Source organism: Streptomyces sp. NPDC050121, assembly GCF_044460385.1.
Lineage (GTDB): Bacteria > Actinomycetota > Actinomycetes > Streptomycetales > Streptomycetaceae > Streptomyces > Streptomyces soliscabiei.
Genome location: NZ_JBITJV010000009.1, coordinates 58,712 through 74,538 on the forward strand (window position 1 = coordinate 58,712; position 15,827 = coordinate 74,538).

Annotated in this window: 16 protein-coding genes, 1 tRNA gene and 2 pseudogenes; 9 read left to right on the forward strand and 10 right to left on the reverse strand. The window is 70.2% G+C overall.

All coding sequences use genetic code 11. The annotated features are described in order from the left end of the window. Positions 1-21 precede the first annotated feature (21 nt). On the reverse strand, positions 22-975 hold the full coding sequence (gene nth, locus ACIBTS_RS15925; protein ID WP_399319800.1) for an endonuclease III: 954 nt from the start codon (positions 973-975) through the stop codon (positions 22-24). A 329-nt stretch (positions 976-1,304) separates the two neighbouring features. Here nth and ACIBTS_RS15930 point away from each other — a divergent pair, with 329 nt between their 5' ends. Both ACIBTS_RS15930 and ACIBTS_RS15935 read left to right on the forward strand, forming a co-directional pair. Then, complete coding sequence (locus tag ACIBTS_RS15930; protein WP_020129286.1) at positions 1,305-1,979, forward strand: Crp/Fnr family transcriptional regulator; 675 nt, start codon at positions 1,305-1,307, stop codon at positions 1,977-1,979. A 185-nt stretch (positions 1,980-2,164) separates the two neighbouring features. Then, the gene (locus ACIBTS_RS15935) at positions 2,165-2,983 is read left to right on the forward strand and encodes a nucleotidyltransferase domain-containing protein (protein WP_399319802.1); all 819 of its coding nucleotides are present in this window, start codon (positions 2,165-2,167) and stop codon (positions 2,981-2,983) included. Positions 2,984-3,057: 74 nt separating this feature from the next. Here ACIBTS_RS15935 and ACIBTS_RS15940 read toward each other — a convergent pair whose 3' ends face one another. The 4 genes from ACIBTS_RS15940 to ACIBTS_RS15955 form a co-directional block, all read right to left on the reverse strand. Next, positions 3,058-3,888, reverse strand: a complete 831-nt coding sequence (locus ACIBTS_RS15940) for an MBL fold metallo-hydrolase (RefSeq protein WP_399319803.1) — start codon at positions 3,886-3,888, stop codon at positions 3,058-3,060. 67 nt (positions 3,889-3,955) lie between these two features. After that, the gene (locus ACIBTS_RS15945) at positions 3,956-4,837 is read right to left on the reverse strand and encodes an NUDIX hydrolase (RefSeq protein ID WP_399319804.1); all 882 of its coding nucleotides are present in this window, start codon (positions 4,835-4,837) and stop codon (positions 3,956-3,958) included. A gap of 93 nt (positions 4,838-4,930) precedes the next feature. Next, a complete protein-coding gene (locus ACIBTS_RS15950; RefSeq protein ID WP_079660795.1) occupies positions 4,931-5,395 on the reverse strand; it encodes a RidA family protein in 465 nt (154 codons plus the stop codon). Then, positions 5,392-5,550, reverse strand: a complete 159-nt coding sequence (locus ACIBTS_RS15955) for a DUF4177 domain-containing protein (RefSeq protein WP_020129281.1) — start codon at positions 5,548-5,550, stop codon at positions 5,392-5,394. The genes ACIBTS_RS15950 and ACIBTS_RS15955 overlap by 4 nt, the downstream gene beginning before the upstream one ends. 120 nt (positions 5,551-5,670) lie before the next feature. Here ACIBTS_RS15955 and ACIBTS_RS15960 point away from each other — a divergent pair, with 120 nt between their 5' ends. Beyond that, on the forward strand, positions 5,671-6,648 hold the full coding sequence (locus tag ACIBTS_RS15960) for an ArsA-related P-loop ATPase (RefSeq protein ID WP_399319806.1): 978 nt from the start codon (positions 5,671-5,673) through the stop codon (positions 6,646-6,648). After that, positions 6,645-8,024, forward strand: coding sequence for an ArsA family ATPase (locus tag ACIBTS_RS15965; RefSeq protein WP_399319807.1), 1,380 nt, complete (start codon positions 6,645-6,647; stop codon positions 8,022-8,024). Before ACIBTS_RS15960 ends, ACIBTS_RS15965 begins: the two co-directional genes overlap by 4 nt. Positions 8,025-8,038: 14 nt before the next feature. Here ACIBTS_RS15965 and wblA read toward each other — a convergent pair whose 3' ends face one another. Then, a complete protein-coding gene (gene wblA / locus ACIBTS_RS15970; RefSeq protein WP_173877846.1) occupies positions 8,039-8,377 on the reverse strand; it encodes a transcriptional regulator WblA in 339 nt (112 codons plus the stop codon). Positions 8,378-8,784: 407 nt separating this feature from the next. Between wblA and ACIBTS_RS15975 the strand changes: the two genes are divergently transcribed. After that, entirely contained in the window at positions 8,785-11,058 is a 2,274-nt protein-coding gene (locus ACIBTS_RS15975) for a transglycosylase domain-containing protein (RefSeq protein WP_399319809.1), read from the forward strand. A 349-nt stretch (positions 11,059-11,407) separates the two neighbouring features. Here the strand turns inward: ACIBTS_RS15975 and ACIBTS_RS15980 are convergent, their stop codons facing one another. Beyond that, positions 11,408-11,872, reverse strand: coding sequence for a GatB/YqeY domain-containing protein (locus ACIBTS_RS15980; RefSeq protein WP_079660800.1), 465 nt, complete (start codon positions 11,870-11,872; stop codon positions 11,408-11,410). A 159-nt stretch (positions 11,873-12,031) separates the two neighbouring features. Here ACIBTS_RS15980 and ACIBTS_RS15985 point away from each other — a divergent pair, with 159 nt between their 5' ends. The 3 genes from ACIBTS_RS15985 to ACIBTS_RS15995 all read left to right on the forward strand — a co-directional run bounded on the left by ACIBTS_RS15985 (position 12,032) and on the right by ACIBTS_RS15995 (position 13,987). Further along, entirely contained in the window at positions 12,032-12,958 is a 927-nt protein-coding gene (locus ACIBTS_RS15985; RefSeq protein WP_319677859.1) for a metallophosphoesterase, read from the forward strand. A 127-nt stretch (positions 12,959-13,085) separates the two neighbouring features. Next, the gene (locus ACIBTS_RS15990; protein WP_399319811.1) at positions 13,086-13,871 is read left to right on the forward strand and encodes a Pr6Pr family membrane protein; all 786 of its coding nucleotides are present in this window, start codon (positions 13,086-13,088) and stop codon (positions 13,869-13,871) included. A gap of 42 nt (positions 13,872-13,913) precedes the next feature. Then, positions 13,914-13,987, forward strand: a tRNA-Pro gene (locus tag ACIBTS_RS15995). 106 nt (positions 13,988-14,093) lie between these two features. Here ACIBTS_RS15995 and ACIBTS_RS16000 read toward each other — a convergent pair. The 3 genes and pseudogenes from ACIBTS_RS16000 to ACIBTS_RS16010 form a co-directional block, all read right to left on the reverse strand. Continuing rightward, a pseudogene (locus ACIBTS_RS16000) lies at positions 14,094-14,273 on the reverse strand (site-specific integrase); the annotation flags it as partial. A 198-nt stretch (positions 14,274-14,471) separates the two neighbouring features. Next, positions 14,472-14,738 (reverse strand): annotated as a pseudogene (locus tag ACIBTS_RS16005) (transposase); the annotation flags it as partial. Next, positions 14,739-15,164, reverse strand: coding sequence for a transposase (locus ACIBTS_RS16010; RefSeq protein WP_399319812.1), 426 nt, complete (start codon positions 15,162-15,164; stop codon positions 14,739-14,741). Positions 15,165-15,395: 231 nt separating this feature from the next. Here ACIBTS_RS16010 and ACIBTS_RS16015 point away from each other — a divergent pair, with 231 nt between their 5' ends. Then, complete coding sequence (locus ACIBTS_RS16015) at positions 15,396-15,704, forward strand: hypothetical protein (protein ID WP_399319813.1); 309 nt, start codon at positions 15,396-15,398, stop codon at positions 15,702-15,704. Positions 15,705-15,827: the final 123 nt, after the last annotated feature.

A 15,827-nucleotide genomic window follows, 5' to 3' on the forward strand; every position in this document is an offset into this window, starting at 1 on the left:
CCGCCGCCGTCGGCCCTCCCGTCATCCGGCCCCCAGCGGCGGGGCCGGCCTGCCGCCCGCGTCCAGGTAGGACTGGGGCGGGTTCAGGCGTTGGCCGGGGAAGCCGCCCTTCTCGTACTTCAGGAGCTTCCGCGCCTTCTCCGGGTCCGTCTCGCCCTCGCCGTACGCCGGGCAGAGCGGGGCGATGGGGCAGGCTCCGCAGGCGGGCTTGCGGGCGTGACAGATGCGGCGGCCGTGGAAGATCACATGGTGCGAGAGCATCGTCCACTCGCTCTTGGGGAAAAGCGAGCCGACGGCGGCCTCGATCTTGTCGGGCTCGGTCTGCTCGGTCCACTGCCAGCGCCGTACGAGCCGCTGGAAGTGCGTGTCCACGGTGATGCCGGGGCGGCCGAAAGCGTTCCCCAGGACCACGAAGGCCGTCTTGCGGCCGACGCCGGGCAGCTTGACCAGGTCCTCCAGCCGGCCGGGGACCTCGCCGCCGAACTCCTCCACGAGAGCCTTGGAGAGACCTATCACCGACTTCGTCTTGGCCCGGAAGAATCCCGTGGGGCGGAGGATCTCCTCGACCTCCTCCGGGTTGGCGGAGGCCAGGTCCTCGGGGGTGGGGTACTTGGCGAAAAGGGCGGGAGTCGTCTGGTTCACCCGGAGGTCGGTGGTCTGGGCGGACAGGACGGTGGCGATCACCAGCTGGAACGGGTTCTCGAAGTCCAGCTCGGGGTGGGCGTACGGATAGACCTCGGCGAGCTCGCGGTTGATGCGGCGGGCACGGCGCACGAGGGCGGTACGGGACTCGGGCTTCCTGGCCGCCGTCCTCCTGACGACGGCGGCGGCCTCTTTCTCGCTGCCCGCCGCCTTCTCCGTGCCGACCGCCCTCTCGCTGCCCGCCGGCTTCTCCGTGCCGACCGCCCTCTCGCTGCCCGCCGGCTTCTCCGTTTCGGCCGTCTTCCCGGTGCCGGCCGCTTTTTTCGCAGGCATCTCTTTTGTCACCTTTGCCGTTTTGTCACCACCGCCGGAGTCCTGTTCGCCCACAGCGGAAACACGACGTACAACCACCCGTCCAGCCCCCTTGGCCTGTGCTCTCACCGGCGATTTGGACACCCGGCCAGCCTAAAGCCCGGCACCGACATCCGCCCCGGACCCCGAAGATCAGCCCCCAATTGGACCCCTGCCGCTTACCTCGGGACATGTGTGCGGCATCCTTGTGACAGATCACACTGTTTGGACCGTCCGGCAAAATGGGGAACACGGTCCCCTGGTAAGCGGGGGAGCAAGATCCCCTGAGCAGGTCGACAAGGAGAGAACTCGTGGACGACGTCCTGCGGCGCAACCCGCTCTTCGCGGCTCTCGACGACGAGCAGGCCGCAGAACTGCGCGCCTCCATGAGCGAGGTGACCCTGGCGCGTGGCGACTCCCTGTTCCACGAGGGCGACCCGGGCGACCGGCTCTACGTCGTCACCGAGGGCAAGGTCAAGCTCCACCGCACCTCCCCGGACGGCCGGGAGAACATGCTGGCCGTGGTGGGCCCCAGCGAGCTGATCGGCGAGCTGTCGCTGTTCGACCCGGGCCCGCGCACGGCGACGGCCACCGCCCTTACCGAGGTCAAGCTCCTCGGCCTCGGCCACGGCGACCTCCAGCCCTGGCTGAACGCCCGCCCCGAGGTGGCCACCGCGCTGCTGCGCGCCGTCGCCCGGCGCCTGCGCAAGACCAACGACGCCATGTCCGACCTGGTCTTCTCGGACGTCCCCGGCCGCGTGGCCCGCGCCCTGCTGGACCTCTCGCGCCGCTTCGGTGTGCAGTCCGAGGAGGGCATCCACGTCGTCCACGACCTGACGCAGGAGGAGCTGGCGCAGCTCGTCGGCGCCTCGCGCGAGACCGTGAACAAGGCGCTGGCGGACTTCGCCCAGCGCGGGTGGCTCCGCCTGGAGGCGCGCGCCGTCATCCTGCTGGACGTGGAGCGGCTCGCCAAGCGGTCCCGCTAGGCGCCGGCCGCTGGCTGAGCGGTGCGGGTAGGTCACAGTGTGACCGTCACTGGGGGCTGCCGCCCCCAGGCCCCCGCTTCGGCCCTTGACGGGCCTCGTCCTCAAGCGCCGGACGGGCTGATGTGCCGCGACCGGCGCTGAAAAAATGCGCTGCCCGCCGCTGCCCTGCCGTGCACAGTGGGCCCATGAGCGAAACGGTTCCCCTGCGGGGGCTCGACTCCCAGGGCTACATCGCCCGTGAAGGCTCCCTCGCGCGCGTGCCGCATGCGTTCGGGCCCGTCGTCGCGGCGGCTCGGGAGCGGATCCCGGACGTCTTCGGGGGCCGGCTGCACAGCGCGTACCTCTACGGGTCGATCCCTCGCGGCACCGCGCGCGTGGGCCGCAGCGACCTGGACCTCCTGGTCGTCCTGCGCGAGGAGCCCACCGACGCGGACCGGGCCGACGGCCGAGCGCTCGACGAGTCCCTCGACAAGGAGTTCCCGCAGATCGACGGCGGCGGGACGCTTCTCGTCGGCCACGCGTGCGTGCTGAGCGAGCTGGAACGGCACGACCTGGGGTGGTTCGTGGCCTGCCTGTGCACACCCCTGCTCGGCGAGGACCTCGCCGAGCACCTCCCCCGCTACCGTCCCGACTCGCTGCTCGCCCGCGAGACCAACGGCGACCTCGCGCTGGTCCTGGCTCGCTGGCGTGACCGCGTCTCCTCGGTGGACGACTCCGAGGAGGCCCGGCGGCCTCTCGTCCGGTTCATGTCCCGGCACCTCGTGCGCACCGCGTTCACCCTCGTCATGCCCCGCTGGAACGGCTGGACGAGCGACCTGCACGAAATGGCGGCGGCGTTCGGCGCGTACTACCCCGCGCGCGCGGAGCAGGTGCGGGCGGCGGCCGTCCGCGGCTACGACCCGACGGGGGACGGGGCCGTCCTTGAGTCGTACGTCGACGACCTCGGCCCCTGGCTCGTGCAGGAGTACGCGCGCGTGCACGGCGTCAAAGCCCCGCGCCCGTAGGGACGACCCAGGTGTGTCGACCACCTGTGGGAACTAGTGGGAGTTAGTGGGAACTAGTCGACCACCTGTGGAAACTAGATGAGGCCGTGCTCGGTCAGGTACTCCAGCTGGGCCCGTACCGACAGCTCCGCCGCCGGCCACAGGGAGCGGTCGACGTCGGCGTACACATGGGCGACGACCTCGGCGGGGGTGCGGAAGCCGTTCTCGACGGCCGTCTCGACCTGGGCGAGGCGGTGGGCACGGTGGGCGAGGTAGAACTCGACGGCGCCCTGGGCGTCCTCCAGGACGGGCCCGTGGCCCGGGAGGACCGTGTGGACGCCGTCGTCGACCGTGAGGGACCTCAGCCGTCGCAGGGAGTCCAGATAGTCGCCCAGACGGCCGTCGGGGTGCGCCACGACGGTCGTGCCGCGGCCCAGGATCGTGTCACCGGTCAGGACGGCCCGGTCGGCCGGGAGGTGGAAGCAGAGCGAGTCGGCGGTGTGGCCGGGCGTCGCGACTACCCGCAGCTCCAGGCCGCCGACGGTGACCACGACGCCGGCGCCCAGGCCCTCCTCGCCCAGCCGCAGCGCCGGGTCCAGAGCCCGTACCTTCGTGCCGGTCAGCGCGGCGAAGCGGACGGCGCCGTCGGCGTGGTCGGGGTGACCGTGGGTCAGCAGGGTCAGGGCGACGCGTTTGCCGGCCTGCTCGGCGGTGTGGACGACCGCGCGCAGGTGGCCGTCGTCCAGGGGGCCCGGGTCGATCACGACCGCCAGCTCGGAGTCGGGCTCGGAGACGATCCAGGTGTTCGTGCCGTCCAGGGTCATCGCGGAGGCGTTCGGCGCGAGAACGTTGACCGCGCGCGGGGTGGCGGGCCCCGAGAGGACCCCGCCTCGCGGCTGGCCGGGGAGGGCGGCTGCGTCGGTCATACGAGGGAGCCTTCCGTCGGGCGGGGCTGTCGGGGGCCCGTCACGTCTGTCACCTCTGTCACGTCTGTCACGCGGATCCGCCGCCGGTCGTGTCGACGGGGATGTGCCTGGTGAACTCGTCGTGCCCCGGCCAGGACAGCACGACCACGCCGTCCTCCAGGCGGGCCTGCGCCAGGACGGGGGTCAGGTCGAGGTCGGGGGCCGCGGCGAGCGCCTCGGCGGCCGTGGCGTAGGGGGCGAGCCGGCGCAGGGTCGCGATGGTGGGCGGCATCATCAGCAGCTCGCCCTTGTCGTACGAGGCGGCCGCGTCGGACGGGCGGATCCACACCGTGCGGTCGGCCTCCGTGGAGGCGTTGCGGGTGCGCTGGCCCGCGGGGAGCGCGGCCACGAAGAACCAGGTGTCGTAGCGGCGGGGCTCGAACTCCGGGGTGATCCAGCGCGTCCAGGCGCCGAGGAGGTCGGAGCGCAGGACCAGGCCGCGACGGTCGAGGAACTCGGCGAAGGACACGTCGCGGGCGGCCACCGCGGCCCGGTCGGCCTCCCAGTCGGCGCCCGTGGTGTCGCCGACGACGGAGTCGGGGGTCGGCCCGGCGAGCAGGACGCCGGCCTCCTCGTAGGTCTCGCGCACCGCCGCGCAGACGATCGCCTGGGCCGCGGTCTCGTCGACGCCGAGCCGCTCGGCCCACCACGCGCGCGTGGGGCCCGCCCAGCGGACGTGCAGGTCGTCGTCGCGTGGGTCGACGCCGCCGCCGGGATAGGCGTACGCGCCTCCGGCGAAGGCCATGGAGGCGCGTCTGCGCAGCATGTGGACGACGGGGCCACCGCTGTCGGTGTCCTTCAGGAGCATGACGGTGGCCGCGCGCTTCGGGACGACCGGAGTGAGGGCGCCGTCCGCGAGCGCACGGATGCGTTCCGGCCAGTCCTGGGGAAACCACTGCCCATTCGCCATGGGCGCGAGGCTATCCCGTGGTGAGCGAATGTTCGAGAGGTCCCCGAGGTCAGAGCATGCCTGAGGGACCCCGGCAGGGCGTGCGGCGCGCGGCTAGGGGACGAGCTCGACCTGGATCTCGACCTCCACCGGCGCGTCCAGCGGCAGCACCGCGACGCCCACCGCGCTGCGCGCGTGCACGCCCTTGTCGCCGAGGACCTCGCCCAGCAGCTCACTCGCCCCGTTGAGGACGGCGGGCTGGCCGGTGAAGTCGGTGGCCGACGCCACGAAGCCGACGACCTTCACCACGCGCGCGATGCGGTCCAGGTCGCCCGCGACCGACTTGACGGCGGCCAGGGCGTTCAGCGCGCAGGTGCGGGCCAGCTCCTTGGCCTCCTCGGGGGTGACCTCGGCGCCGACCTTGCCGGTGACCGGCAGCTTGCCCTCCACCATGGGCAGCTGGCCGGCCGTGTACACGTACGGACCGGACTGCACTGCGGGCTGGTAGGCCGCGAGGGGCGGCACGACCGCCGGCAGGGTCAGCCCCAGCTCGGCGAGCCTCGCCTCGACCGCGCTCACGCCTTCGCCCGCTTCAGGTAGGCGACGAGCTGCTCCGGGTTGTTCGGCCCGGGCACGACCTGGACGAGTTCCCAGCCGTCCTCGCCCCAGGTGTCCAGAATCTGCTTCGTGGCATGGACGAGCAGCGGCACAGTTGCATATTCCCACTTGGTCATGCGGCCGACTGTATCGGCTGTTGCCCGAGGGGCTGTTCCACAGGCCATGTGGCCGATTGCCGACTGCGTTGTCCACAGCCTCCCGGTTGCCTCGGGCGCCGACTGGTTACGCTCGAAGACGTGAGCAGGCTCCAGGTCGTCAGCGGCAAGGGCGGGACCGGTAAGACGACGGTCGCCGCGGCCCTTGCGCTGGCCCTCGCCACGGCAGGGAAGCGCACGCTTCTCGTCGAGGTGGAGGGCCGGCAGGGCATCGCGCAGCTCTTCGAGACGGAGGCGTTGCCCTATGAGGAACGCAAGATCGCCGTCGCCCCGGGGGGCGGTGAGGTGTACGCCCTCGCCATCGACCCCGAACTGGCCCTACTGGACTACCTCCAGATGTTCTACAAACTGGGGGGCGCCGGACGGGCCCTGAAGAAGCTCGGCGCCATCGACTTCGCCACCACCGTCGCACCCGGCCTGAGGGACGTGCTCCTCACCGGCAAGGCGTGCGAGGCGGTACGGCGCAAGGACAAGAACGGGCGGTTCGTGTACGACTACGTCGTCATGGACGCCCCGCCCACGGGCCGCGTCACGCGCTTCCTGAACGTCAACGACGAGGTCGCCGGGCTGGCCAGGATCGGCCCGATACACAATCAGGCGCAGGCCGTGATGCGGGTGCTGAAGTCGTCGGAGACGGCCGTGCACCTGGTGACGCTGCTCGAGGAGATGCCGGTCCAGGAGACCGCCGACGGCATCTCCGAACTGCGGGCGGCGAAGCTGCCGGTGGGGCGGGTCATCGTCAACATGGTGCGGCCCGAGGTGCTGGACGAGGACGGGCTGGAACTCGTCCGGACCGTGACGCGTTCTTCTGTTGCCCGCTCGTTGTCCGCCGCCGGGCTCGGCGGGGCGCGGCGCGGCGGGCACGCCGAGCGGCTGGTGGATCCGCTCCTGAAACAGGCCGGGGAGTACGCCGAGCGGTACGCGCTGGAGCACGAGCAGCGCACGGTCCTGGGCGAGCTGGACCTGCCGCTGCATGAACTGCCGTTGCTCGCCGAGGGCCTGGACCTCGCGGGCCTGTACCAGCTCGCCACGGAACTGCGGAAGCAGGGGATCGCATGAGTCCGGACCAGGCTCACGCCCAGGGCAGCAAGGCCCGAGACACGGCCGACGCCAAGACCCACGACACGGGAGGCACCCGGCGCCGCCTCTCCCCCGTGCCCCTGCTCGACCTCGATCCGCTGCTCGACGACCCGGCGACCCGCATCGTGGTCTGCTGCGGCTCGGGCGGCGTCGGCAAGACGACCACGGCGGCGGCGCTGGGGCTCAGGGCGGCCGAGCGCGGCCGCAAAGTGGTGGTCCTCACCATCGACCCGGCGCGCCGGCTCGCGCAGTCCATGGGCATCGACTCGCTCGACAACACCCCGCGCCGCGTCAAGGGCGTCGAGGGGGACGGCGAACTGCACGCGATGATGCTCGACATGAAGCGCACCTTCGACGAGATCGTCGAGGCGCACGCGGATCCGGAGTGGGCCGCCGCGATCCTGGGCAACCCGTTCTACCAGTCGCTGTCGGCGGGCTTCGCGGGCACGCAGGAGTACATGGCGATGGAGAAGCTGGGCCAGCTCCGCGCGCGGGACGAGTGGGACCTGATCGTCGTCGACACCCCGCCCTCGCGTTCGGCGCTGGACTTCCTGGACGCGCCGAAGCGGCTGGGGTCGTTCCTGGACGGCAAGCTGATCCGCGTCCTGTTGGCGCCCGCCAAGGTCGGCGGACGCGCGGGGATGAAGTTCCTGAACGTCGGGATGTCGATGATGACCGGCGCACTCGGCAAGCTGCTGGGCGGCCAACTGCTGAAGGACGTGCAGACGTTCGTGGCGGCGATGGACTCGATGTTCGGCGGCTTCCGCACGCGCGCGGACGCCACGTACAAGCTCCTCCAGGCGCCCGGTACGGCGTTCCTGGTGGTGGCGGCTCCCGAGCGGGACGCGCTGCGGGAGGCCGCGTACTTCGTGGAGCGACTGGCCGCCGAGGACATGCCGCTGGCCGGTCTGGTGCTCAACCGCGTCCACGGCAGCGGCGCCGCCCAGCTGTCCGCCGAGCGGGCCCTCGCCGCTGCGGAAAATCTTGAAGAGCCCGGCATTGTCGATCAGGACGGCGGGAAAGCTGGACTTCGTAACTCTCCCGACACGTACGGCAGTTCAGAATCTCCAGCACCCGAGTCTCCAGCACCCGATCCGGAGCGCGGCACCCCCACAGACGCGGACCGGACCGTGAACGATCTCACCGCGGGCCTGCTGAGGCTGCACGCGGAACGCATGCACCTGCTCTCCCGAGAGCAGCGCACGCGTGACCGCTTCACCGCGCTCCACCCCGAGGTGGCGGTAGCCGAAGTGGCCGCGCTGCCCGGCGACGTGCATGACCTCACGGGGCTACGGGACATCGGGAACCGGCTCGCGGCCAACCGGCCGGAGCTGCCCGAGGCTGCCGACGCCTGAGCCGAGGGTTCTCCTCAGCTCACCGCCGCGTAGTTCTCGTACATCTGGTCGTCGTCGAGCGGCAGGATGCCCACCCCACGCTCGTACTCCGAACGCGCCGTCTCCAGGAGCCGGCGCCAGGAGGTCACCGTCGGCCGCCTGCGCAGCAGTGCGCGGCGCTCGCGCTCCGTCATGCCTCCCCACACGCCGAACTCGACGCGGTTGTCGAGCGCGTCGGCCAGACATTCGGTGCGTACCGGGCATCCGGTGCACACCGCCTTGGCCCTGTTCTGCGCTGCTCCCTGAACGAACAGTTCATCCGGATCGGTAGTGCGGCAGGCAGCCTGCGCACTCCAGTCGGTTACCCAGCCCATACCGGCGCCGTCCTCTCCCGAATCGAGGCTCCCCCACGGCGGCAGCGGCATATTCACCGCCGCCAGTTGAGGACGTTACGGAAGGTGGGCACAGCGCAACACCCCCTTCGGGCCCAATCTTGAATGGCCCGAACGGACTATGGGTAAGCGGCAGATCACCCGGGGGAGTGAGCCTGCGACATACACCATTTTCCCGACAAGCGGGACAGTTCAGTTGGGTCACAACGGACGCCGGGTGACACTCAAGGCGGATTCGGACACGCCCCCAACAAAAAAGTTGAGGAACCTCCGGAACGATTCGGGGTCGCCGGACGTATTGATACGTAGCCCTGCTGCTGTGACAGTTGAGAGCAGCTTAGGCCAAGGCATTGACGTGTGTCCGGCGAATGAGAACGTAGGCTGCCCCCATGCCAAAAAAGCGCTCGGGCGGTGGTCTGTCGTCAACGCAGCAGGCCGCCAAGTTCCTCGGTGTCAGTGTGCTCGCGGGAGCGGTGCTGGCCGGTATCGCCCTGCCCGCGTTCGGCGCGCTGGGCCTGGCCGCCAAGGGGTCGGTGGAGTCGTTCGACGAACTCCCGGCCAACCTGAAGACGCCGCCGCTGAGCCAGCGCACCACGATCCTCGACGCCCAGGGCGGCCAGATCGCCACGGTCTACTCCCGTGACCGCACGGTCGTCGACCTGAAGAACATCTCGCCGTACATGCAGAAGGCGATCGTCGCGATCGAGGACTCGCGCTTCTACGAGCACGGCGCGATCGACCTGAAGGGCGTCCTGCGCGCGCTCAACAAGAACGTGCAGAACAGCGGGGTCTCCCAGGGCGCCTCGACGCTCACGCAGCAGCTCGTGAAGAACGTCGCCATCGAAGAGGCGGGCGACGACCCGACGAAGGTCGCACAGGCCACGCAGCAGACCATCGGCCGCAAGATCAAGGAACTGAAGTACGCGATCCAGCTCGAGGAAGAGCTCGGCAAGAAGAAGATCCTCGAGAACTACCTGAACATCACGTTCTTCGGCGAGCAGGCCTACGGCGTCGAAGCCGCCTCCCAGCGGTACTTCTCCACGCACGCCAAGGACCTCACCCTCCCCCAGGCGGCCATGCTGGCCGGCCTCGTCCAGCAGCCGACCGTCTACGACCCGGTCAAGGACGACGTCACGGCCGTCAACCGCCGCAACGTCGTGCTTAAGCGCATGGCCGACGTGGGTGACATCACCGAGGGCGAGGCCGCCAAGGCACAGCGGGCCCCGTTGGGTCTGAAGGTCAAGCAGCCGAAGAACGGCTGCATCACCGCCGTCCAGGGCGCCAGCTTCTTCTGCAAGTACGTGGAGCGCGTCTTCCTCAGCGACCCGGTCTTCGGCAAGACCAAGGAGGACCGGGCGAAGGTCTGGAACCAGGGCGGTCTGACGATCCGGACGACGCTCGAACCACAGTCCCAGCAGTCCGTCCAGGACTCGCTCAAGGACCACGTCTACCAGACGGACAAGGTCGCCGCGGCCGCCACTCTCGTCGAGCCCGGCACCGGCAAGATCCTCGCCATGGGCCAGTCGAAGCCGTACGGCTACGGCAAGAACGAGACGGAGTACAACTACTCCGTCAACTCCTCCATGGGCGGCTCGAACTACGGCTTCCCGACCGGTTCGACCTTCAAGCCGTTCCTCGCCGCAGCGGCGATCGAGGAGGGCCGTCCGCCGAACCAGTCGTACCCGGCGCCGTACCAGATGCCGTACCCGGCGACGGTCCAGACGTGCAGCAGCAGGCCGTGGACCAACGAGGGCAACGACACGGTGGAGAACGAGAGCCAGTCGGAGAAGGGGCCGTACCAGCTGAAGAAGGCCATGGAGCTGTCGGTCAACACCTACTTCGTGCAGATGCTCGCCGACATCGGCATGTGCCCCGTGGTGAAGATGACCGACAAGCTGGGCGTCGTCCAGGGCAACGGCGACAAGGTCCCCGAGGTCCCCTCGTCCATGACCCTCGGCTCGACCGGCCTCTCCCCCCTCACCATGGCGAGCGCGTACGCCGCCTTCGCCAGCCGGGGCATGTACTGCACCCCGATCGCCATAGAGTCGATCACCCAGACCGTGGGCGGCACGAAGAAGTCGCTGGAGGTGCCGAAGTCGACCTGCTCGCGCGCGATGGACGAGAAGACGGCGGACACCATCAACACGCTGCTGAGCGGTGTGACCGACTCCGGTACCGGCAAGCAGGCCGGCCTCTCCGGCCGCGCCAACGCCGGTAAGACGGGTACGACGGACTCCCGCAAGAACGCCTGGTTCGTCGGCTACACCCCGAACCTCGCGGGCGCGGTCTGGGTCGGCAGCGCCACCCAGAAGGTCGAGATGACCGACATCACCATCGGCGGTGTCTACCACGCACAGGTCTACGGCGGCGACACCCCCGGCCCGATCTGGCGGGACGCCATGACCGGCGCCCTCGAGGGCAAGGAAGCCCCGCCCTTCAACATCGTCAACATCCCGAACCCCCCGGACAAGAACAAGGGCGGCCAGAACAACAACGGCGGGGGCAACAACAACGGCGGCACCGGCGGCAACAACGACGGCTTCCTCGGCGGCCTGCTCACCAACGGCACCACCAACGCCGGCACGGCGAACGGCGGCACCGGCACCTTCTTCCAGGGCCAGACCAACGGCAACGCAAACGGCGGCGGCGGCAGGCGCAACTGAGCCCACCGCCACCGAAGGCCATCAGCGCCGAGTAGGCGCACAGCGAACGGCCCCCGTCTCTCGCAGGGAGAGACGGGGGCCGTTCGTCTTGCGGGGCGGCCTCCGATGCGGGGGCCTCCGATGCGAGGGCCTCCGGCGGGAGGCTTCCAGCGTTGGCGCGGCGGCCGGGTGGCCGGGTGGCCGGGTGGCCGGGTGGCGGAGAGCCGATCGGCGCGCCGCGACCGGCGCGCGCCGGGCCAGCAGCCTCGGGCGGAACCGTCCGTCGTGCGGGCCGGCTCCGGCGTGGAGGCCTCCGGCAGGGGTCCGGTGGGGAGGCCTCCGGCAGGGGTCCGGTGGGGGGTGGGGCGGGTCAGCCCGCGAGGAGCTTCTTGACGACGGCGGCTACGCGGCCGCCCTCGGCCAGGCCGGCCACCTTCGGGTTCACGATCTTCATGACGGCGCCCATGGCCCGCGGCCCCTCCGCGCCGGCCGCCTTCGCCTCCTCGACGGCCTGGGCGACGATGGCGTCCAACTCCTCGTCGCTGAGCTGCTTGGGCAGGTACGTGGCGAGAATCTCGCCCTCCGCCTTCTCCCGCTCGGCGCTCTCGGCCCGACCACCCTGCGCGAAGGCGTCGGCCGCCTCCCGGCGCTTCTTCGCCTCCTTGTTGATCACCTTGAGGACTTCGTCGTCGGAGAGCTCGCGCTTCTCCTTGCCCGCGACCTCCTCCTTGGTGATCGCGGCGAGCGTCAGCCGGAGCGTCGAGGAGCGGAGCTCGTCGCGCCCCTTGATCGCGGCGTTGAGGTCTTCCTGCAGCTTCGACTTGAGCGTGGTCATGGGTGTGATTGTCGCAGGTGTGGACAGCCAGGCGCCCGCTCATTTAGCGGGCGGTGCGGCACGGACGCCGGAACCACCGCGCCGGAAGGCACTTGCGGGCCAACGCGGTCAAGGGGGCGCTGCGGAAAGAGCGTCGGCGGCGTCTGACACGATGGACGTATGCGCGCGCGATACGGAGTACCTCTGTCCATTGCGGCGGCCGGCGCCGCCGGCCTGGTGTACGCGGCGGGTTTCGAAGCCCGCTCCTTCCGCCTCCGACGGGTCACGGTCCCCGTCCTGCCCGCCGGAATGCGTCCCCTGCGCGTGTTGCAGGTCTCCGACATCCACATGGTCGGCGGCCAGCGCAAGAAGCAGCGCTGGCTGCGCTCGCTGGCCGGCCTGCGCCCCGACTTCGTGATCAACACGGGCGACAACCTGTCCGACCCGGACAGCATCCCCGAGGTCCTGGACGCCCTCGGCCCCCTGATGGAGTTCCCGGGCGCGTACGTCTTCGGCTCGAACGACTACTACGGCCCGACACCGCGCAATCCCGCCCGCTATCTCCTCGAGAAGGTCCAGGGCCGCCACGGCCTGAACGGCAACGCGCCCGCCGTCGGCGTGATCCACAACCCGTGGGAGGACCTGCGCGACGGCTTCGACGCGGCGGGCTGGCTCAACCTGACGAACACCCGGGGCGTGCTGAAGGTCGAGGGCGCGTCGGTGGAGCTGACGGGCCTGGACGACCCACACATCAAGCGCGACCGCTACGCACAGGTGGCCGGCGGCCCGTCGGCGTCCTCCGACTTCTCGATGGGCGTGGTGCACGCGCCCTACCTGCGAGTCCTGGACTCCTACACGGCGGACGACTACCCCCTGATCCTGGCCGGCCACACCCACGGCGGCCAGCTCTGCATCCCCTTCTACGGCGCCCTGGTCACCAACTGCGACCTGGACACGGACCGCGTGAAGGGCCTCTCGACGCACACGGCGGAGGGCCGTACGTCCTACCTCCACGTCTCGGCAGGCTGCGGCACCAACCGCTACACCCCGGTGAGGTTCGCATGCCCGCCGGAGGTGACGTTGCTGACACTGGTCGAGAAGGAGTAGGGAAAGGGGGGCGGGGCCGGGAGCCGGGGCGGGGCCGGGAGCCGAGGGGCCGGGACCCTGAGGGCCTGGGTCCCCCGGACGGACCACCCGCATCGCCCCCTTTGTCCCCCTTGCCTAGCGTGAGGGCATGACCGCGCCGATACCCAGGGACCTCCCGGATCTGCCCGCGATTCCGCGGACCCACGCGCTCCTGCTCTCCTCCGTCCCCGCCGCGGCGGTGGTGCCCCCGGTACGCCGCCGACTGGCCGCCGTCCTCCGTCTGCTGCTGGCCGGCACGGCGGCAGCGGGCGTGACGCTCGCCCTCCTGCTCGGCAGCCCGCTGCGGGTCCTGAGTCACTTCGCGGTCCAGAGCAACATCCTGCTGACCCTGGTCATGCTGCTGTCCGCCCGTCGGGCGTGGACGGCCCGCCGCCCCCTCCCCTCCGCCGTGACCGGCGCCACGCTGCTCTACGTCGTGATCACCGGCCTGGTCTACCACCTGCTCCTGGCGGACGCCGCCGTCCCCTTCTCCCTGACCGGCACGACGACCACCCTCACCGGCTGGCACATGATCGTCGGGCACCTCCTCCAGACTGTGACACCACTGGCCGCCGTCCTGGACTGGCTACTGCTGACCGCCCCGGGCCGAATGCGTCTGCGCCGGGCCGCTACGTGGATGCTCTACCCCCTGGTCTACCTGGTGTTCTCCCTCGCCCGCGCCCAACTGATCCACACCGGCACACCGGGCCGCTACCTCTATCCCTTCCTCGACGTCGAGGCCCACGGCTACAGGCATGCCCTCGCCAACGCCCTCCTCCTCGGCCTCTCCTTCTACGCCCTCGCGGTCCTCCTCGTGGCCCTCGACCACGCCCGCCCCAACCCGATCGGCCACCGCGGCAAAACCGGATTTCGTCTCCAGCCACCAGTGGGCTAAAGTAAACGACGTCGCCGCGACAAGCAGGAAAAGCAGCGATATCGGGGTGTAGCGCAGCTTGGCAGCGCGCTTCGTTCGGGACGAAGAGGTCGTGGGTTCAAATCCCGCCACCCCGACAGAGAAACAGCAGGCGGGGCACCTAGTAAATTTACTGGGTGCCCCGTCTGTTTGGGCTGCGTGTCTAACTGCGTGACTATCGGTTCCTGAGTGATTCCCGCGTGACTACGGCCGCTGCTGGTCGGTGCCGAAGATGCCATCCATGACCACGGCACCAGTCTGGATCACGGGACGGATCTGCTTCCGGTAGCCCTCCTCTGTCACGGCCGTACCGGAGTGTCCGACAAGCCGGGAGATCTCTTCCAGCGGGACGCCCCGGTCGGAGAGCAGCGACACGAAGCTCTTCGCCGTCGCGATCCACCGCTGTCTCTTCTCGTCCCAGTGCAGGCCGCCGTCACCACGGCTACGACGCTTGGTCATCAGGCCGGGGTCTGTACGGTCTTCGGTGTAACTCCCGATCATGGAAGTAGCACCTGATGAGCGACGCGACTGTCTCTTGACGGTGCGGGCCACCACGATGTGGCTGCGGCCCGAGGCGCGGGTTACCGGTGCGGCACCGGCGTAGGCCTTGACGGCTTTGGCGTCGGTGAACCGGGTGGGGTCGTCTCCGATCTCGGCCAGGACTCGCGCGCCGGACATGACCGACAGGCCGGGCAGGCTGGTGATGATCTGCGCGTCCGGGTGGGACAGGAACGCTGTCTCGGTGGCTGCGGCCAGGTCGTCTCCGCTCGTGCATGCGGCGTCGAGCTGCCGCAGCAGGGCCGCGGTTTGCTGGCCCATGGCCTGTTCAACCAGTGGTAGTTGACGCATCTACTCCGAGCGGAAAAGTTCCCGCAGGCGCTCGACCAGCTCGTCGACGGAGCGGCGGAGTCGGCCCGCTCGGTTGAGCAGTGCCCGGAGCTGGGTGCGGGTCAGCCTGGCAGCTGCGGCCGGGGTTGGTGCGGCGGTGAGAACCGTGCGGGCGTGGGCGGAATCGAGGCCGAGTTTGCCGGTGCCGTGGAAGGCCAGCAGGGCGGTCGGGAAGTATTCGCGCAGGTGGGAGTGGAGTCGGTTGACGAGCTGGCCTTTGTCCCAGATCGCGTCCTGGTGGGCGCGGGCGAGCACGGCGACGGCCTGGCCGAGCTCGCTGTCGGCGGGGAGCGGGCGGTGGGCCTTGATGTCGGTCCGCAGGAAAGCGCGCGAGTTCTCACAATCCTGGACGCCCCTGGTGGGGAACCCGCGCGGGGATGGGTGCATTCTGCCGCGTCCCGCGGCGGGTTCGCGCGGTGACTTGCCCGGCGCCGCGGTGGTTCACGAGCTCACCTGGAATGCAGTTCCTCGATCGGGCCGGGCATCTACCCTGCTCTGACGCAGGGATGACCCACCGGCGGGGCCTGCACTCCCCCAGGCTCAATCCTTCGATCCAGATCGGCTGCTCGTCGGGCCGGTCACGACGAGTCCTGCTGAGCGGCTGGTGCAGGACGAGTTGTGGGAGACCTCGTCCTGGCCAGCCGGGGCCAGTCCAGGCAGGTCTCCTGGATACAGCCCACCACCCCCGGCACGATGTGCGCCGTCGCGGCCACCATCCTCGCGGCCGGCGGCTGCGCACTCCTGCGCCGCGCGCGCAGACCCGCCGGTCCGACTCCGGCCGCGGTGGGGAAACTGAGCCTGGCCGCTGTGGCCGTCCCGCTGTGCGCCGTCCCACAGGTGACGCTCCTCGCCGTCTCGCTCACCTGGCAGCCCCTCTACGTCGACCGCTACGTACCCGCCGGTCCTTGGGATGCCCGTAGCCGATGACCGGGTACTGCCCGTCCTGGTCCCCGTTCGAGAAGGCGCCGTGGACGGACATGCAGGGCATGCCGGTGGCGAAGATCGCCGAGGTGTCGTTCACCAGCGACGACCGGGTCCGGGTGGCCGGCC